This is a genomic window from Micromonospora sp. NPDC048040 (assembly GCF_055587185.1).
Map to the genome: position 1 here is coordinate 179,647 of NZ_JBVJGT010000008.1, position 16,337 is coordinate 195,983.

A 16,337-nucleotide genomic window follows, 5' to 3' on the forward strand; every position below is an offset into this window, starting at 1 on the left:
AAAGCCCCCGGCTGGCCCGTGGCGACCATCCGGTCGGTGCGCCGCGCCAGCATCAACGTGCCGAGCCCGGCCCCCGCCCACCGGGGCAGCTCGACAGTCCCGCACATCCACACGTCCGGTCCCCGAGGCCGCCCGGTCAGCCGGCCGCCTCGGCGTCGGGCCCACGTCGGCCGCCGAACACGGCGAACCGCCACTGCTTGAAGAAGCAGTCGACGTCGGCCAGTCCCGCCTCGGCCAGCCAGCGGCACTGCGCGGCGACCGGCGCCGGCCGGTCGTACGCCATCCGGCCCTCGGCGGCGGCGATCTCCTCGGCGCCGGAGCCCAGCGCGGCGACCTGCGCCAGCCACACCTCGTGGTAGCGCCGGTCGAGCTCCGGGGTCGGACCGGCGACCTGCTCGGCGTTGACGAACACGCCGCCGGGCACCAACGCCGCCGCCGCACGTCGGTAGAGCGTGCGCTTGCCGGCATCGTCGAGGTGGTGGATGGCCAGCGCGCTGACCACCGCGTCGTAGCGACCGGCGGGCAGCGGGTCGGCCAGGTCGGCCGTCACCGTGCGGTGTGGCACCGACCGGGCCCGCAGGTGCTCGGCGGCGACCGCGAGCATGGCCGGCGCGGCGTCGACCAGGGTCAGCCGCACCCCCGGCACCGCCGCCGCGAGCAGCAGCGACAGCAGCCCGGTGCCCGCGCCCAGGTCCAGCACCTCGGGGGTACGCCCCGACGCCAGCGCGGCCCGCAGCGGCGGCGCGGCCACCTCCACGGCCGTGCCGTAGAACGCGTCGAAGCAGGGCACCAGCCGCCGGCGGGCCTCGTCGTAGCTGCCGGCCACCGCGTCGAAGGCCGCACTCACACCCATGTCGCAGCCCATATCCCGGGACAGTTGTCTCACATTATAAGCGCCGCGATTCGGCTCGCCGCTCCGGTGCGGTGTGAGGGGCTCTTGACAGGACCGAAACAGACGGGACCCGGACCGGAAACCGCCCGCCGGCACGCTTTGCCGGCATGACGGACGGTGCACGGGCGGCGACTCGACCGGAGCGGAGGCCCCGGGAGGTGGCGACCGCCATGGTCCCGGCCGCCACGACGCGCGTCTGGAGGCCCGTCTGCCCGCTCGACCGGCTGGAGCCCGAGCGGGGCGTCGCGGCGCTGGTCGACGCCGTGCAGGTGGCCCTCTTCCGCACCGCCGACGGGTTGTTCGCCCGCGACAACCTCGACCCCGTCGGCCGGGCGTACGTGCTGTCGAGAGGCGTCGTCGGCAGCCGGGGCGGGGTGCCGACGGTCGCCTCGCCGCTGCACAAGCAGGCGTACGACCTGCGCACCGGGGTCCGTCTGGACCTGCCCGGGGTCGCCGTGCCCCGGCACGAGGTGCGCTGCCGGGACGGTCTGGTCGAGGTGCGGCTGCGACAGGAGGGGTGAATGCGCGACGAACTGGCCGGCTTCACCATCGGGGTGACCGCCGACCGCCGGCGGGACGAACTCGCCGCGCTGCTCCGGCGGCGGGGCGCCCGGGTGGTGATCGCCCCGGCACTGCGGATCGTGCCGCTGGCCGACGACACCGGCCTGCGCGAAGCCACCCGGGCCTGCCTGGACCGGCCACCCGACATCCTGATGGCCAACACCGGCATCGGGATGCGCGGCTGGCTGGCGGCCGCCGAGGGCTGGGGGCTGGCCGAGCCGCTGCGCGGCGTCCTCGCCGGCGCGTACGTGGTGGCCCGGGGCCCGAAGGCGCGCGGGGCGATCCGCGCCGCCGGCCTGCACGACCAGTGGTCACCGGAATCGGAGAGCTGCGACGAGGTGGTCGACCACCTATGCCGGCGCGGCGTCGCCGGGCAGGTGATCGCCATGCAGCTGCACGGCGAGCGGCAGCCGGAGTGCACGACGGCGCTGGAGGCGGCCGGGGCCACCGTGATCGAGGTGCCGGTCTACCGGTGGGCGGCGCCGACCGACCCGGCCCCGCTGCACCGCCTGATCGACCTGGTCGCCGGCCGGCTGGTCGACGCCGTCACGTTCACCTCGGCCCCGGCGGCGGAGGCGCTGCTGCGCGCCGCCGGGGACCGCGGCGACGCGGTGCTGGACGCGTTCCGGCGTGACGTGCTGGCCAGTTGCGTGGGGGCGGTCACCGCGGAGCCGCTGCTGCGGCGCGGGGTGCCGGTCAGCGCGCCGTCCCGGGCGCGGCTGGGCGCCCTGGTCCGGACCATCGTGGACGAGCTGCCGCGCCGCACGGTCACCCTGAGGGCGGCCGGCCACCTGCTCACCCTGCGCGGGCACGCCGCCGTGGTCGACGGCGAGCTGCGCCCGCTCGCCCCGGCGCCGATGGCCGTGCTCCGGGCGCTGGCGCACTCCCCCGGCCGGGTGCTGTCCCGGACCGCGCTGTTGCGGACGCTGCCGCGCGGCGCCGACGAGCACGCGGTGGAGATGGCGGTCGCCCGGCTGCGCGCCGGGCTGCGGGCGCCCCGGGTGGTACAGACCGTCGTCAAGCGCGGCTACCGGCTCCGGGTCGACTGACGCGGCGGGGCGGCCCCTGCCGCCCGCACCGGGGCGGCCACGGGCACCGTCCAGCCGTGGCCGTTCTCAGCCGACCCGAGCCGGGAAGCCGCGGCCGTGCTCGGACTGGAGGCGGATCATGGCGTGCTCCACGACGGTCACCAGCACCTGCTTGACCGACTCCCGGTGCCGGGCGTCGGTCAACACCAGCGGCACGTCCGGCGAGATGGCCAGCGCCTCCCGGACCTCCTCCAGTTCGTACTGCGGCGCGCCGTCGAACCGGTTCAACGCCACCACGTACGGCAGCCTGCGGTTCTCGAAGTAGTCCAGCGGCGCGAAGGCGTCGGTGATCCGGCGGGTGTCCACGAGGACGGCCGCGCCCACCGCCCCCTTGATGATCTCGTCCCACATGAACCAGAACCGGGTCTGGCCGGGCGTGCCGAAGAGGTACAGGATCAGGTCCTCGGCCATGGTGATCCGGCCGAAGTCCATGGCGACCGTGGTGGTCTGCTTCCCCGGCACCTTGGACGGGTCGTCGATGCCGACCCCGGCCGCGGTCATCACCGCCTCGGTCCTGAGCGGGGTGATCTCCGAGATCGCGCCGACCAGGGTCGTCTTTCCCACGCCGAAGCCGCCCGCGACCACGATCTTCGCGGAGATGATTCCCCGGCTCTGGCGGGCCCCGGCGGGGTCATAGCCTGCGAAGTCCACTTAGCACCCTTCCAAGGATTTCCATCCGCTCCTCGAACCCCTCGGCGGGAGCGGCAGTGTGTAGCGTCAGCAGGCTCTCGGCCACCATGTCGGCGACCAGCACCCGGGTGACGCCCAGCGGCATCCGGGTGTACGCGGCGATCTCGGCCAGCGACTGCGCCCGCCCCTCGCAGACGGTGGCGATGCGGTGCTTGTCGTGCCCCGCGAAGCGGGACTCCGCGACCTGGGTTGGGGTGGCCGACAGGACCGCCTCCAGGGCGATGTCCATCTGCGCCTCGGTCCGACCGCGGGTGACGGCGTACGGCCGTACCAGCGCGCCGCGCGGGTCCGCGCGCCGTTGGTCCATCCGCGATCACCTCCCTTTCCCGGCCGGGCCCTTGTGGCACCGGTCTCCTCGTCCCTCGCCGACGCGGAGCCCGCGTCGCAACCCGGCTACGACCGCACGGCGTCCCGGGGCAGCGGCACCAGCGCCGCGCCGACCCGCTCCACCAGGAGCGCCATCTCGTAACCCACCTGCCCGACGTCGCAGCTGCGGGCCGCCAGCACCGCCATCGACGAGCCGTCGCTGATCGACATCAGGAAGAGGTAGCCGCTGTCCATCTCGATGACCGTCTGCAGCACACCGCCGGCGCTGAACATCCGGGCGGCGCCCTCGGTCAGGCTGACCACGCCCGAGGTGATCGCCGCGAGCTGGTCCGCCCGGTCCGCGGGCAGGTCCCGCGAGGAGGCGAGCAGCAGCCCGTCGGCGGACACCGCCACCACGTGGGCGATACCCGCCACGCTGTCGGCGAAGTTGGTGAGCAACCAACTCATGTCCTGCATGGCCGCTGGCCTGTTCATCGACTCGTCTCCTTGGTCGAGGTGCTGTTCTGGTCCGTTCCGGCCGCCCGGCCGCGCTGCACGCCGCGGTGGTAGGCCGACAACAGACCCCGTACTTCGTCGGGGGTGCGCCGGCTGCGGTCGCGGCCGCCCTGGGGCTCGATCCCGCCGGGCACGAGCTGCGCCTGCGGCACCCGCTTGGGCAGCCCGGACCGGGTGGTGCCGGCGGCGGCCGGCTCCGCGGCCCGGCTGGCCCGGGACCAGCCCTCGTCGGCCGCCGTCCGCCAGGCGTCCGCGTCCGCCGCGGGCGCCGCCGTCGGCGGGTCCGCGACCGGCGTCGCGGCCGGCGTCGCGGGGGTCGCGTCCAGCGTCACGGGCCGCGCCGGGGCCGGGGCCGGCGGGGTGTACGCCGGCGGCGGCTGCGCGGGCGGCGGGGTGGCCGTGCTGCCCGGCGTACGCGTGGGCAGCCGTGGCGGGCGCGACTCGCCCGTCGTCGGCTGGGCCGTGGCCGGCTGGCCGGCGGACGGCTGGGCCTGCGGCGGCTGGCTGAAGTCCGGGCGGGTGAAGATGGCGGTGGCGTCGTTGCCGTGCGAGCGGAACCACACCGCCTCCATCTCGCGGAAGATGGGCGCCTCGGCCGGCAGCTCGGCGCGCGGGGTGATCGGCGCGGCCGGTGTGATCGGCGCGGTCGGGGCGGTGGCAGCCAGGTTGGCCCCGAGGCCGCGGCCCGCGCCTGCTCCGAATCCGCCGGCCGCGGCGGGGCCGGCCGGCAGCGGGGTGGTGGCCGGTTGGCCGGCGGTCGGGCCGGCCGGCAGCACCGGCGCGGCCGGCGCGGTGGCCTCCGCCCCGGGGACACGCTTGGGCAGCGGCTCGATCGCGGGGTAGGCGACGGTCGGCGTGCCGACCGAGACCCCACCGCCGGTGAAGGTCGGCTGGGCCGGCGTCGCCGGAGGGGCCGACGGCGTCCCGGTCAGGCCGCCGGCCTGCACCGGGGACGCGGCGTCCCGCGCCTGCTCGGGCGCCTGCCACGGCGCTGGCGCGGACCGCCACTGGTCGGTGAGGGTGGCGGTACGCCCCGTTCCGGCGAGCGGCTCGCCGAGACCGACAGGGGTGAGCGGCGTCTGCTCGACGGCGAGCGGCTGCCGGGGCCGGGTGATCTGCTGGTCGCGGCTGGGGAGCTGCGGCAGCACCACCGTCGCGGCGGGGAGCGTCACCTGGGCGACGGTGCCGCCCTCCACGTTGCGACGCAGCTCCACCCGGATGCCGTAGCGGGAGGCGAGCCGACTGACCACGGCCAGACCCATCAGCCGGAACGCCGCGACGTCGACGCTCGGCGGGGCCGCCAGCCGGCGGTTCAGCGAGTCCAACTGCTCGTCGGTCAGGCCGAGGCCCCGGTCCTCCACCTGGATCAGCACGTAGTCCCGGATGCGCCGGCCGTCGGCGACCACGGTCGTCGTCGGCGGCGAGAAGCGGGTGGCGTTGTCGAGCAGCTCGGCGACCAGCCGGACCACGTCGTTGACCGCGTGCGCGGCCACCGAGATGTCGGTGTCGACGGTGCCGAACTCGATCCGGTTGTAGAGCTCGACCTCGGACTGCGCGGCGCGCAGCACGTCCACCAGGAGGGCGTCGTCGCGGCGCGGCACGGCCGAGTCAGCGCCGGCCAGGACGAGCAGGTTCTCGTCGTTGCGGCGCATCCGGGTGGCGAGGTGGTCCAGCTCGAAGAGCTGCGCCAGCCGCTTCGGGTCCTCCTCACCGCGCTCGATCGCGTCCAGCTCGCCGATCATCCGGTCGACCAGGGTCTGACTGCGCCGGGCCAGGTTGAGGAACATCGCCGAGACGCTGGTGCGCAGCGCGGCCTGCTCGGCGGCCACGCGGACCGCCTCGCGGTGCACGACGTTGAAGGCGAGCGCCACCTGCCCGACCTCGTCGCGGCTGTCGAGCCGGATCGGGTCGCGCACCTCCCGGACGATCTCGTCGACGCCGCCGTCGCCGACGTTGCCGACGTTCTGGAGCCGCTTCACCGCGTCCGGCAGGTCGTGGTTGGCCACCGAGAGGGCGCCCTCCCGCAGCCGGCGCAGCGAGCGGTTGAGCGAGCGGGCCAGCACCACGGCGAGGCTGACCGCGATCGCGAGCGTGAGCAGCACCAGCACCGACTCGACGACGGCCTGCCGGATGACGTCCGCGCGGGCCTGGTCGGCCTGGTCGAGCAGCCGGTCCTGGAGCCGGATCTCGGCCCACCGCATGAGGTCGTTGACCGCGCCGAAGGCGGCGGTGGCCTCCTGGGCGGTCACCAGCGGGCGCTGCCCGACCGAGCGGGTGATGTCGGCCGCGACCCGGTCGGCGAGGGTGACCGCGTCGCCGGAGACGGTGCCGTCGACGAGGGCGCGCTGGGTCGGGTCGGCGGCCAGGGAGAAGGCGAGCAGCGCCTCCTGCTGGCTGGTCAGGGTGGCGACGAAGGAGGAGAACTGTTCCTCGTCGAGCGAGCCGGCGCTCAGCGCGGTGAAGGCGACCGACTGCTCCTCGGCGACGGCCGCCTTGGCGCGGGCGAACGCGGCGACCGCACGCCGGGCGTCGGCCAGCCGCTCCTCGCCGGGCAGCTGGGCGAGCCCGTCGCCGTACGCGACCAGGTCGGTGATGATGACCCCGTAGCGCAGCGCCGCCTCGGCGACCGCCATCTGCTGGCGGTCCAGCACCTTCTGCCGGGTGGCGGCCAGCGTCTCCAGGTGCTCGTCGATGGTGGCCAGCCGGTTCCGGACGGCGGCCGGCACCTCGCCGATCCGCCCGCGCTCCGCCCGGTAGGCGTCGATCCGCGCGTCGGTGCTGCGCACCCGCAGGTTGTAGGCGTCGGCCTTCTGCTGCGGCGCGGCCAGGAAGGCGGACGCCGCCATCCGCTCGGCGTGCAGGTCCTGGGTCATCGCGGAGATGTCGATGGAGAGCGCGGTGACGGCCCGGGCCTGGGTCGCGTCCAGGGCGCCCTCGCCGACGGAGATGAGCCGGACGGTGGCCAGCGCGATCACCGCGGCGACCGGCACCACCAGGATCAGCGCGAGCTTGGAGCGGATCCGCGCGTCGCGCAGCCGGGGCATCCTCCGGCGCTTCGACTGCTCGCTCTCGCCGCCGCCGCCGGGCAGGGTCGTCGGTCCGGTGCTCACGACATCGCCTCCGTCGTTTCTTCCACGCCTGCCCCGCCGACTCGCGCCCGGTGCAGCGGACTGCGCCACACGCGGCACGGCCGCGATTTCATCAGAAGCGATCCAGTTTGGGAAGCCGCAGTGGGGAAAGAAACGGTCGGAGGGCACGCATCCCGTGATCCGGTCAACTAATACCTTCAATTCTTCATGCCCGTGAACAGGGCATGTAACTCCAGAGTGGTCATCCGTGTCGGATTAGTGAGCGCCGGCAAACTTCTCGCGGCCCCACCATGTGGGATGCGCGTCCCGAAACGGCTCCGACGTGCGCGCTTGACCACAGGGCCCGGCGTTGGCAAGGTTTTGCAGGCTTCGCGCACACCGTACGGCAGACCGATACCGTTCCTCCACTGAGGACGGAAACAACCCGGCGGTGACCGGGCAGCGCCCCGGGCCGCATCTGGAGGACTGAGTTGAGCACCATCCGCTCCGCGACCGCCGCGGCGCTCGCATCGGCCGTGCTGGCCACCACGCTCACCGGCTGCCAGTTCGGCGCGGACGAGCAGGACACCAGTCCCATCGTCATCGCGGCGGACCTCGAACTCTCCGGCGCGGCGGCGACCGCCGGCAAGGCGTACCAGCGGGCGTTGGAACTAAAGATCGAGCAACTTAACTCCTCGGGCGCGCTGAACGGCCGGAGGATCGAACTCAAGGTGAAGGACAACCGGTCGGACCCGGCCGAGTCGTTGCGCAACATCGGTGACTTCAGCGCCGATTCGCAAGTCAGCGCGATCATCATGGGCGGCTGCAACGAATGCGCGGTCGGCGCCGTCCGGACCATCAACGAGAAGCGAATTCCCACCATTGCACTCGCCTCGTCCGGCGCGGTGTCCAGCCCGATCGCCGACCGGCGGTACGTGTTCAAGCTCGCCCCCAACGCGGCCGACAGCGCCGCCGCCCTCGCCGTCGAGATGCAACGCAAGGGCGTCAAGACGGCCGGCGTGCTGTACAGCGACGACGACTACGGCCGCGAGGGGCTGGCCGCGCTGCGCAGCGAGTTCGCGAAGAGCGGCATCAAGCCACCGGGCGCGGAATCGGTCAAGACCACCGACACCGAGGTCGGCGAGCAGATCAAGGCGCTGACCGAGGACGAGCCGGACGCGCTGGTGGTGTGGACCTCGCCGGAGCAGGCGGCGCTCGCCGCCACCGCGGCCCAGCAGGCCAAGTTCAAGGGATCGCTCTTCTTCGACGCGGCGGCCGCCGGCGACCTCTTCCTCGGCACCGCCGCCCGGGCGACCGAGCGGGCGACCCTGGTCTTCACCCAGACCATGGTGATCGACGACGTCATCGCCACCACCCCGGCGAAGGCGGCCCGCCGGCAGTGGTTCCAGGACTACACCGCCCGCTTCGGCGGCTACAACGGCTCGTCCTCGTTCGCGGCCGACGCCGTGCAGCTCATCGCCGACGCCGAACTGCGCGCCGGCGGCGAGCCCGGCCGGGTGGACCGCGACGGCATCCGCGACGTGCTGGAGACGTCGCAGATGGACGGCCTGTCCGGCCCGATCCGGATGACGCCGGACAACCACTCCGGCCTGATGCCGCAGGCCCTGACCACCCTGGTCGCCCGCAACGGCCGGTGGCGCCTCGCGGGGTGAGGGTGGTGGGGCGGTGTGGCCCGCCGTACCCGGCTCCGGGCGGTCAGGCTTGATCCCTGCGCCGGGTACGGCGGGCCACACCTTGGCTGGTCTAGCGGGCCATCGGTCGACGCCGGGTCACCGGTAGACGCCGGGTCACCGGTCGACGTCCGCAGTCACCGGTCGAACCCGGGTCACCGGTCCGCCGTGGGTCACCGGGCCGACGTGGTGGCCCGGACCCAGGGCAGCGCGAGCCGCTCGACCAGGGAGAGAGCGCTGTAGAGCAGGATGCTCATCAGCGCGATCAGCACGATCGCCGCCCAGGCGGTCGCGGTGTCGCCGATGCCGTTGTACTGCAGGATCTGGTAGCCCAGCCCCGGCTTGTCCGAGTAGAACTCGCCGATCACCGCGCCGATCGCGGCCAGCGGCATCGCCACCTTGAGGCCCACGAAGACCTGCGGCAGCGCGGCCGGGAAGCGCACCTTGCGGAACGCCTGCCACCACGACGCGTTCAGCGACCTGGCCAGCTCGGCCAGGTCCGCCGGGGTGGTGGTGAGACCCGTCGCGGTGGAGAGCACGATCGGGAAGAAGCACAGCAGGAACACCATGGTCAGGATGGGCTTCTCCCCCCAGCCGACCGAGACCACCAGCAGCGGGCCGAGGGCGATCTTCGGCACCGCGTTGACCGCCACGAGCAGCGGCGCGAACATCCGCTCGACGCGGCGGGACGCGGCCAGCGCCATCCCGATCAGCACCCCGGCGACCGCCGAGAGCAGGAAGCCGACCAGCGTCAGCAGGGTGGTCACCCCCAGCGCCGGCAGCAGCACGTCGGCCGACGCCGTCAACGATCTCCACACCGCCTGCGGCGGCGGCAGGGACGCCGGGTGCACCAGCTCCAGCACCGACGTGACCAGCCACCAGACGGTCAGCGCGATCAGCGCGCCGAGCAGCGGCAGGCCGACCGCCGCCGGGCGTACGCCGGACCGGCGGGCGGCCGCCGCAACCGGCGGCGTGGTGGGCGTCGCCACCCCGGGCGCGCCGGCCGGGGCCGGAGCGACGGCCTCGCGCCCCGCCTCGGTCGGGTCGGACCGGGTACCTGTCGTCTCCGTCACGGGTCCTCCTCTCCTGCCGGCCAGGGCCGGCACGCGGCGGGGGTGCGCCCTCCGGTCATCCCGGTGGGTCACACCCCCGCCGCACTGTCGGCGTCGATCAGGCCTTCGGCGCGAGGCTGAAGTCGATGATCTGGTCGGGGGTGATGTTCTGCTTGAGCTGGCCCGCGCCCTGCAGGATCGCGATGCTCTTGGCCACCCGGCCGCTGTCCAGCGTGCCGAGCTGGGTGCCGGAGTTGCTGGACCGCACGTAGCCGGCCATCAGCTGCAGCTCGGCGGCGGCGGCAGCCGGGTTGGCGGCGTCGACGTTCTTCTTCAGGATGTTGCCCGCCTCCTGCGGGTTGGCCAGCGAGTACTCGAGGCCCTTCATCAGGGCCTGCGTGAACCGCTTGACCATCTCCGGCTTCTCCTTGGCGATCTTGGAGGAGGTGATCAGCACGTTGCCGTAGAGGTCCTGCATCACGTTGCTGTACGGCAGCAGGACGGCCTTCTTCTTGGTCACGGTCTCGATGGTGGGCTGGCCGACGACGAACTGGCCGATGCCGTCCACCGTGCCGGCGGCGAGGGTGCCGATCAGCGCCTGCGCCTCGCCGTTGACCCAGGTCACCTTGTTGGCGTCCACGCCGGCCATCCGGGCGTACGTCGGGAAGAGGTTGCGGACGACGGAGGTGGGGGTGTCGGCGAGCTTCTTGCCCTCCAGGTCCTTCGGCGACGCGATGCCCTTGCCCTCGACGGTCGCGATGGCGGCCATGGTGCGCTGCTGGATGGCGGCGACCGCGACGAAGTCCTTGGCCTGGCCGTTGCCGAACTGGAGCAGCCCACCGGTGAGGTCGATCGGGCCGAAGTCGGCCTGCCCGCCGACGATCGTCTGGATCACCATGCCGGTGCCCTGCCCCGGCTTGATCTCGACGTCGAACCCGGCCTCCTTGAAGAAGCCCTTCTCCTTCGCCACCCAGGCGTAGGAGTCACGGCCGAAGTTGCCGAACGAGGTGAGGTAGGTCACCTTCTCCAGCGCCCCGCCGTTGCCGCCCTTGGCGCCGTCGCCGGAGTCCGAGCCGCTGCACGCGGAGACCAGGGCGAGGGCGGTGGCCAGCGCGGCTGTGGCGACCGTACGGGTCAGCCTTCTCATCAGTACACCATGTCCTTTCCGACCGGTACGGCTCGCCGCCGCCCGGTGGGGGTTGTCCGGCGGGCCGGCGGAGGGGTTGCCGGCTCCACCGTCGTGAGGGGATCCATCGCGGGCACAGCGTACGAGAAAACAACCTTTGCGGTGCCAGCCGTATCGGGTTGCGGTACGGACACAACTCGTGTCCGCCCGTGACGGCCCGCCGCCATCCACTGCGGATCGGCCAGGTGATCCACCCCGGACGATGCGACGTGCGGGCAGGCCGGATACCCTGTGCCGCGACTGCTGATCACAGACTCAGGGAGGCCGCCGGAGATGATCCGCCTGTCCGGGGTGTCCCGCACCTTCGACGGCCGCAGTGGCCGGGTGGAGGCGCTGCGCGGCATCGACCTGCACGTCGCCGATGGCGAGTTCGTGGCGGTGCTCGGCCGCTCCGGGTGCGGCAAGTCCACGCTGCTGCGCCTGATCGCCGGCCTCCTGCCGGTGTCCGACGGCGAGATCACCGTGGCCGGTACGCCGATCACCAGGCCCCGCCCCGACATCGCCATGCTGTTCCAGCGGCCGGCCCTGCTCCCCTGGCGCACCGTGCTGGACAACGTCCTGCTCCCCGTGGAGATCTTCGGTTGGAAGCGGGCGAAGCACCGCGAACGGGCCCGGGAGCTGCTGGAACTCGCCGGGCTGGGCGGCTTCGAGAAGCGGCTGCCGCACGAGCTCTCCGGCGGCATGCAGCAGCGGGTCTCGCTGTGCCGGTCGCTGATCGGCGAGCCCCGGGTGATGCTGATGGACGAGCCGTTCTCCGCGCTCGACGCGCTCACCCGCGAGGAACTCTCCGGCGAACTCCAGCGGGTACACATGGAGTCCCAGGCCACCGTCGTCTTCGTCACCCACTCGATCGACGAGGCGGTGCTGCTGGCCGACCGGGTGGTCGTGCTCAGCCCCCGGCCCGGCCGGATCCGCAAGGTGGTCGACGTGGACATCCCCCGGCCGCGCACGCTCGGCCGCAACGCGCACCTGGCGGACGTCGCCCGGGTCAGCGCCGACCTGCACGAGCTCCTCATGGAGCGGGACCTGCCGGCGGCGGCCGGCACTGAGGGGCGATGAGCATGCGGGTCACCGTCTTCACGGAGCCGCACCGGGGCGCCACCTACGACGACCAGCTCCGCTTCGCCCGGCTGGCCGAGGCCGGCGGGTTCGACGGCTTCTTCCGCGCCGACCACTACCAGGCGATGGGCGACGAGCCGGGGCTGCCCGGCCCGACCGACGCCTGGCTGACCCTGGCCGCACTGGCCCGGGAGACCACCCGGATCCGGCTCGGCACCCTGGTCACGTCGGCGACCTTCCGGCTGCCCGGCCCGCTGGCGGTGATGGTGGCCCAGGTCGACCAGATGAGCGGCGGCCGGGTCGAGCTGGGCATCGGCGCCGGCTGGTACGAGCGGGAGCACAACTCCTACGGCATCCCGTTCCCGCGGATCGGCGAGCGCTTCGACCGGCTGGCCGAGCAGCTGGAGGTCATCACCGGGCTGTGGCGGACCCCGCCGGGCGAGACGTACAGCTTCACCGGCGACCACTACCGGCTGGTCGACGCCCCCGCGCTGCCGAAGCCCGTGCAGGTGCCCGGGCCGACGGTCATCGTCGGCGGACGCGGCCCGAAGCGCACCCCCGACCTCGCCGCCCGGTACGCCGACGAGTTCAACGTGCCGTTCAAGGCCGTCGACGAGACCGCCGAGGCGTACGAGCGGGTGCGGGAGGCCTGCGACCGGGCCGGCCGGGCCGATTCGGGGCGCGGCCCGCTGACGCTCTCCGCCGGGATCCTGGTCGCCATCGGCCGTACCGACGCCGAGGCGCAGCGCCGGGCCGCCCCGCTGCACGTCAAGAGCGCGCTGCCGCCGGAGGACCCGGTGGTCGGCTCGCCCGCGCAGCTCGTCGACCGGATCGGGGAGTTCGCCGCGATCGGAGCCACGCGGGTGCACCTTCGGCTGATCGACCTCGCGGACCTCGACCACCTGGAGCTCATCGCCGCCGAGGTGCTCCCTCGGCTGGACGCAACCCGGTGACCGACGCGCAGCTCTAACTCGGCCCGGTGGGCCAGGAGATCGTGTACGGGAACGACCGGGTCCGGGTGTGGCACATCCGGCTGGAGCCGGGCGAGCAGCAGCCGCTGCACCGGCACGACCACCCGTACCCGGTGGTGGCGGTCCAGGGCGCGAAGGACGTCGTGCAGACGATCGACGGGACCACGATCGACGCCGACGAGCCGACCGGCGGGGTGGTCCACCGGGACCCGGGCGCCGGGCACATGTCGACCAACGTCGGCGACACGACGTGCCTGCCGCGGCTGGTCGAGCTGAAGTAACCGCTGGCCGGGCGGGTCGACCCCGCTCGCGGCGCGCCGGTGGCGACCTGCCCAACAGGTGCGTAACGTGCCGGACATGGCCTATCGGACCTGGGGCAGACTGCTGCTCACGGCGCTCGGGGTGAGCCTGCTGGCCGGGGCCGGTCAGCTCGGCGTCGCGTTCGGCTTCGGCATTGTCCGGCTCGGCGGCACCTTCACCGGCGCCACCGTCAACCATTGGCCGGCCCAGCTCGTCTGGGCGGGCTGGTTCGCCGCCAGCGCCGCCGTGGTCGGCGCGGTGCTCACCGAACGCCTCGCCCGCCGGGACGGCATGGTGGCCGGCACCGGCCGCCACCTCGCCGTCGCCAGCGGCGCCGCGCTGGGCGCGACCGTCGTCGCGCCGCTCTGCATGCAGCCCGCCCGGGCCGCCGAACTCGTCGCGATGGACCCGGTCTGGGCCGTCGGCATCTGCGCCATCCTCGGCGCGCTGGCCGGCGCGGGCGCCGCACTCGCCGTCCTGCTCCGGCCGCCGGTGGGATGGAACATGGCGGCGGTCGCGGGCGCGGTCTGGCTGCTGGCGCTGCTGTCGACGGCGCCGTCGGTCGCCTCGACCGGGCCGCTGCCCAGCGTACGACTCGGGGTGCTGGAGCCGGCCTGGCTCGACGCCGGCGCGGCCCAGCGACTGGCCCTGGTGATCCTGCCCCTGGTGGCGCTGCTCGCCGGCGCGGCGACCGGCGGGCTGGCCCGGTGGCGCGGCCACCCGCCGCTGGTCAGCGGCACGATCGGGGTGGTGGGTCCGGTGCTGGTGGCGTTCGCCTACCTGACCGCCGGTCCGGGCGACGCGACCGACCGCTACCAGCTCACGCCGTACTACGGGGCGTTGTTCGCGGTGGCCACCGGCGCGCTCGGTTCGGCCGCCGCCGCGCTGCTGCGCTGGCCGCTCGTCACGCGCACCGCCCCCGGCGGCGCCATCGAGCCGACCGACATCCTGCGCCCGCTGCCCGCCGGGGCGCTGCCGCACGCCCCGGAGCCGGCCGCCGGGGCCGACGAGCCGGCGACGGTCGACCTGGCCGACGCCGGGCGCGTCGCCGCCGACCGGCATGGGGGTACGGACTCCGGCGGGACCGCCGGCGACGACGCCCCGCCGCCCCGGGCCGTCCCGGCGCACTGGGACTGGCCGGCCGACGGCACCACCGTCCCGACGACACCCGCCGCCGCTCCGGCCCCGACTTCCGTGGCCCCGGACCGGGCCGCGGGATCGCCGCCCCCGGCGGTCACGGACGCGGCGGCCTCTGCCGAGTCGCCATCCTCGCCGATCACGGACGCGCTGGCTTCTGCCGGGTCGCCACCTCCGACGGTCACGGACGCGGCGCAGGCAGCCGGGTCACCGGCGACAACGGACGCCGCGCCCGCTACCGGATCACCACCCCCGCCGATCACGGACGCGGCGCACCCAGAGACGGATACGGTGCCCCCACCGCGATCGCCGGCCCCGACGGTCGCCGAAGCGGCACACCCGGCCAGGTCGCGGACGACAACGGATGCGGTGGCCGCTGCCGAGTCATCGGCGGCGACGGATGTGGCGGGATCGGCCGAGTCGCCAGCGGCGACGGATACGGCGGGATCGCCGGTACCGGCGGTTACGGACGCGACGGGAGCGGCCGGATCGCCGCCCCCGGTGGAGGCCGTGCCCGCCGCCAGGCAGCACCGCGCTGACGAGGGCGCCCAGGCCCGTACGGCTGCGGGCGAGCACCCACCGGTTGCGGCCGAGGCCGCCCCGCCCCCCGCGCCGCCGACCGTCCCGGCCGCCCCCAAGCCCCGCCGCACCCGCAAGCCCCGGTCGACGAAACAGCCGGCGGCCGCGGCGGCGAACAGCGCCGACCCGACGCCCGCAGTCATCGACTCCCCCGCCGATCCGGCTCCCCCACCGGCGACGCCGCGCCCCGGGGCTGGGGCTGCGGCAGCGACCACCGCTGCGGCAGGGACAGGGCCCGCCGGGGCCGACACAACCGCTCAGACGGCGAGCAGTGCCGCCGGCCCGGCCCCGACCACCGAGGTGGGTCCGACCACCGAAGTCGGTCCGACCAGCGAAGCCGGGCCGGCCACCGAAGCCGGGCCGGCCACCGAACCTGGTCCGACCAGCGAACTCGGTTCCACCACCCAAGTCGGTCCGGCCACCGAAGCGGAGCGGATCGACGAAGCGGAGCGGATCGACGGAGCCGCCCCGACCGCCGGGGCCACCGACCTGTTCGGCACGACGTCCAGGGCCAACTCCCACGAGCCGGACGCCAGCGATCCGCACGCGGTGCCACTCTTCCCCGCCGACGAGCCGGCGACCGGGCGGGTCGGCGAGCCGGATCGGGCGTTCCGGCCGCCCTGGCAGTCCGGACCGGCGTGGCCGACAGCGCCCCGGGTCGGGCCCGACGACGCCCTCGACGCGCCCCGCCCGGCCGCCGCGGGGCCCACGCCCGAGCCGGCGCCCCGGCCCCGGCACCGGGCCCCGCTGCCCGACCTGGCCCGGGCGGCGAACTGGGACGCCCTCGCCACCGCGCGACCCGGGGGCCCCACGCCGGCGCCGGTGGACGCCGCGTCGGGGAACGGGACCGCTGCCGCCGAGGCGCCCGAGACGCCGGCCGACGGCGCGGCGTCGGGCGGCCCGGCCGAGCAGCCCGAGGGCCGGACACGTGGTCGGCTGGGGCTGTTCCGGCGCAACCGGTCCCGGGCCGAGGACGCTCCGGCGGACCGGGAGTCCGAGCCGCTGACGGCACAGGACGAGGAATACGTGGACTGGGTCGCCGGCCTGAGCGGTCCGACCGCGGACAACGAGCCCGAGCAGGGGAGCGGTCGGCGGTCGTTGCGGTCCACCGGCCGCCACCATCGCGACTGACTGGGCCCCAGCCCGAGCGGGGGGGGGGGGGGGGGGGGGGGGGGGGGGGGGGGGGGGGGGGGGGGGGGGGGGGGGGGGGGGGGGGGGGGGGGGGGGGGGGGGGGGGGGGG

General features: G+C 74.7%; 14 protein-coding genes. 7 read left to right on the top strand and 7 right to left on the bottom strand.

All coding sequences use genetic code 11. From position 1 onward, the window contains the following. Window positions 1-136: 136 nt before the first annotated feature. The gene (locus ACZ6O2_RS12100; RefSeq protein ID WP_466022837.1) at window positions 137-853 is read right to left on the bottom strand and encodes a methyltransferase domain-containing protein; all 717 of its coding nucleotides are present in this window, start codon (window positions 851-853) and stop codon (window positions 137-139) included. 209 nt (window positions 854-1,062) lie between these two features. On the opposite strand from ACZ6O2_RS12100, the gene nirD reads away from it, so the two are divergent. Continuing rightward, window positions 1,063-1,413 (top strand): nitrite reductase small subunit NirD, encoded by a 351-nt coding sequence (gene nirD / locus ACZ6O2_RS12105; protein ID WP_466022846.1) that lies wholly within the window; start codon window positions 1,063-1,065, stop codon window positions 1,411-1,413. Beyond that, window positions 1,414-2,502, top strand: coding sequence for a uroporphyrinogen-III synthase (locus tag ACZ6O2_RS12110; protein WP_350704110.1), 1,089 nt, complete (start codon window positions 1,414-1,416; stop codon window positions 2,500-2,502). A 66-nt stretch (window positions 2,503-2,568) separates the two neighbouring features. Here ACZ6O2_RS12110 and ACZ6O2_RS12115 read toward each other — a convergent pair whose 3' ends face one another. From ACZ6O2_RS12115 to ACZ6O2_RS12130, 4 genes are all read right to left on the bottom strand, one after another. Beyond that, window positions 2,569-3,192, bottom strand: a complete 624-nt coding sequence (locus tag ACZ6O2_RS12115; protein ID WP_350704111.1) for a GTP-binding protein — start codon at window positions 3,190-3,192, stop codon at window positions 2,569-2,571. Then, entirely contained in the window at window positions 3,173-3,538 is a 366-nt protein-coding gene (locus tag ACZ6O2_RS12120) for a DUF742 domain-containing protein (protein WP_350704113.1), read from the bottom strand. The genes ACZ6O2_RS12115 and ACZ6O2_RS12120 overlap by 20 nt, the downstream gene beginning before the upstream one ends. A gap of 86 nt (window positions 3,539-3,624) precedes the next feature. Further along, entirely contained in the window at window positions 3,625-4,032 is a 408-nt protein-coding gene (locus ACZ6O2_RS12125) for a roadblock/LC7 domain-containing protein (RefSeq protein ID WP_067359650.1), read from the bottom strand. Beyond that, complete coding sequence (locus ACZ6O2_RS12130; protein WP_466022838.1) at window positions 4,029-7,163, bottom strand: sensor histidine kinase; 3,135 nt, start codon at window positions 7,161-7,163, stop codon at window positions 4,029-4,031. Before ACZ6O2_RS12130 ends, ACZ6O2_RS12125 begins: the two co-directional genes overlap by 4 nt. 449 nt (window positions 7,164-7,612) lie before the next feature. On the opposite strand from ACZ6O2_RS12130, the gene ACZ6O2_RS12135 reads away from it, so the two are divergent. Beyond that, window positions 7,613-8,794 carry an ABC transporter substrate-binding protein gene (locus tag ACZ6O2_RS12135; RefSeq protein WP_466022839.1) on the top strand — a complete coding sequence of 394 codons (1,182 nt, stop codon included), beginning with the start codon at window positions 7,613-7,615 and terminating at the stop codon, window positions 8,792-8,794. 191 nt (window positions 8,795-8,985) lie between these two features. On the opposite strand, the gene ACZ6O2_RS12140 is transcribed toward ACZ6O2_RS12135, so the two are convergent. Both ACZ6O2_RS12140 and ACZ6O2_RS12145 read right to left on the bottom strand, forming a co-directional pair. Then, on the bottom strand, window positions 8,986-9,801 hold the full coding sequence (locus ACZ6O2_RS12140) for an ABC transporter permease (RefSeq protein WP_466022847.1): 816 nt from the start codon (window positions 9,799-9,801) through the stop codon (window positions 8,986-8,988). 181 nt (window positions 9,802-9,982) lie between these two features. Next, the gene (locus ACZ6O2_RS12145; RefSeq protein ID WP_466022840.1) at window positions 9,983-11,011 is read right to left on the bottom strand and encodes an ABC transporter substrate-binding protein; all 1,029 of its coding nucleotides are present in this window, start codon (window positions 11,009-11,011) and stop codon (window positions 9,983-9,985) included. A 312-nt stretch (window positions 11,012-11,323) separates the two neighbouring features. On the opposite strand from ACZ6O2_RS12145, the gene ACZ6O2_RS12150 reads away from it, so the two are divergent. From ACZ6O2_RS12150 to ACZ6O2_RS12165, 4 genes are all read left to right on the top strand, one after another. After that, window positions 11,324-12,109, top strand: a complete 786-nt coding sequence (locus ACZ6O2_RS12150) for an ABC transporter ATP-binding protein (protein WP_350704120.1) — start codon at window positions 11,324-11,326, stop codon at window positions 12,107-12,109. Window positions 12,110-12,111: 2 nt separating this feature from the next. Beyond that, window positions 12,112-13,062 (top strand): LLM class F420-dependent oxidoreductase, encoded by a 951-nt coding sequence (locus ACZ6O2_RS12155; RefSeq protein ID WP_466022848.1) that lies wholly within the window; start codon window positions 12,112-12,114, stop codon window positions 13,060-13,062. 26 nt (window positions 13,063-13,088) lie between these two features. Then, the gene (locus ACZ6O2_RS12160; protein WP_466022841.1) at window positions 13,089-13,361 is read left to right on the top strand and encodes a cupin domain-containing protein; all 273 of its coding nucleotides are present in this window, start codon (window positions 13,089-13,091) and stop codon (window positions 13,359-13,361) included. Window positions 13,362-13,437: 76 nt separating this feature from the next. Continuing rightward, complete coding sequence (locus ACZ6O2_RS12165) at window positions 13,438-16,227, top strand: hypothetical protein (RefSeq protein WP_466022842.1); 2,790 nt, start codon at window positions 13,438-13,440, stop codon at window positions 16,225-16,227. The last annotated feature ends 110 nt before the right edge of the window (window positions 16,228-16,337 follow it).

Coding starts and splice junctions, on each gene's coding strand:
- ACZ6O2_RS12100 (WP_466022837.1), bottom strand. CDS start 853: ATGGGTGTGAGTGCGGCCTTCGACGCGGTGGCCGGCAGCTACGACGAG.
- nirD (WP_466022846.1), top strand. CDS start 1,063: ATGGTCCCGGCCGCCACGACGCGCGTCTGGAGGCCCGTCTGCCCGCTC.
- ACZ6O2_RS12110 (WP_350704110.1), top strand. CDS start 1,414: ATGCGCGACGAACTGGCCGGCTTCACCATCGGGGTGACCGCCGACCGC.
- ACZ6O2_RS12120 (WP_350704113.1), bottom strand. CDS start 3,538: ATGGACCAACGGCGCGCGGACCCGCGCGGCGCGCTGGTACGGCCGTAC.
- ACZ6O2_RS12125 (WP_067359650.1), bottom strand. CDS start 4,032: ATGAACAGGCCAGCGGCCATGCAGGACATGAGTTGGTTGCTCACCAAC.
- ACZ6O2_RS12145 (WP_466022840.1), bottom strand. CDS start 11,011: ATGAGAAGGCTGACCCGTACGGTCGCCACAGCCGCGCTGGCCACCGCC.
- ACZ6O2_RS12150 (WP_350704120.1), top strand. CDS start 11,324: ATGATCCGCCTGTCCGGGGTGTCCCGCACCTTCGACGGCCGCAGTGGC.
- ACZ6O2_RS12155 (WP_466022848.1), top strand. CDS start 12,112: ATGCGGGTCACCGTCTTCACGGAGCCGCACCGGGGCGCCACCTACGAC.
- ACZ6O2_RS12165 (WP_466022842.1), top strand. CDS start 13,438: ATGGCCTATCGGACCTGGGGCAGACTGCTGCTCACGGCGCTCGGGGTG.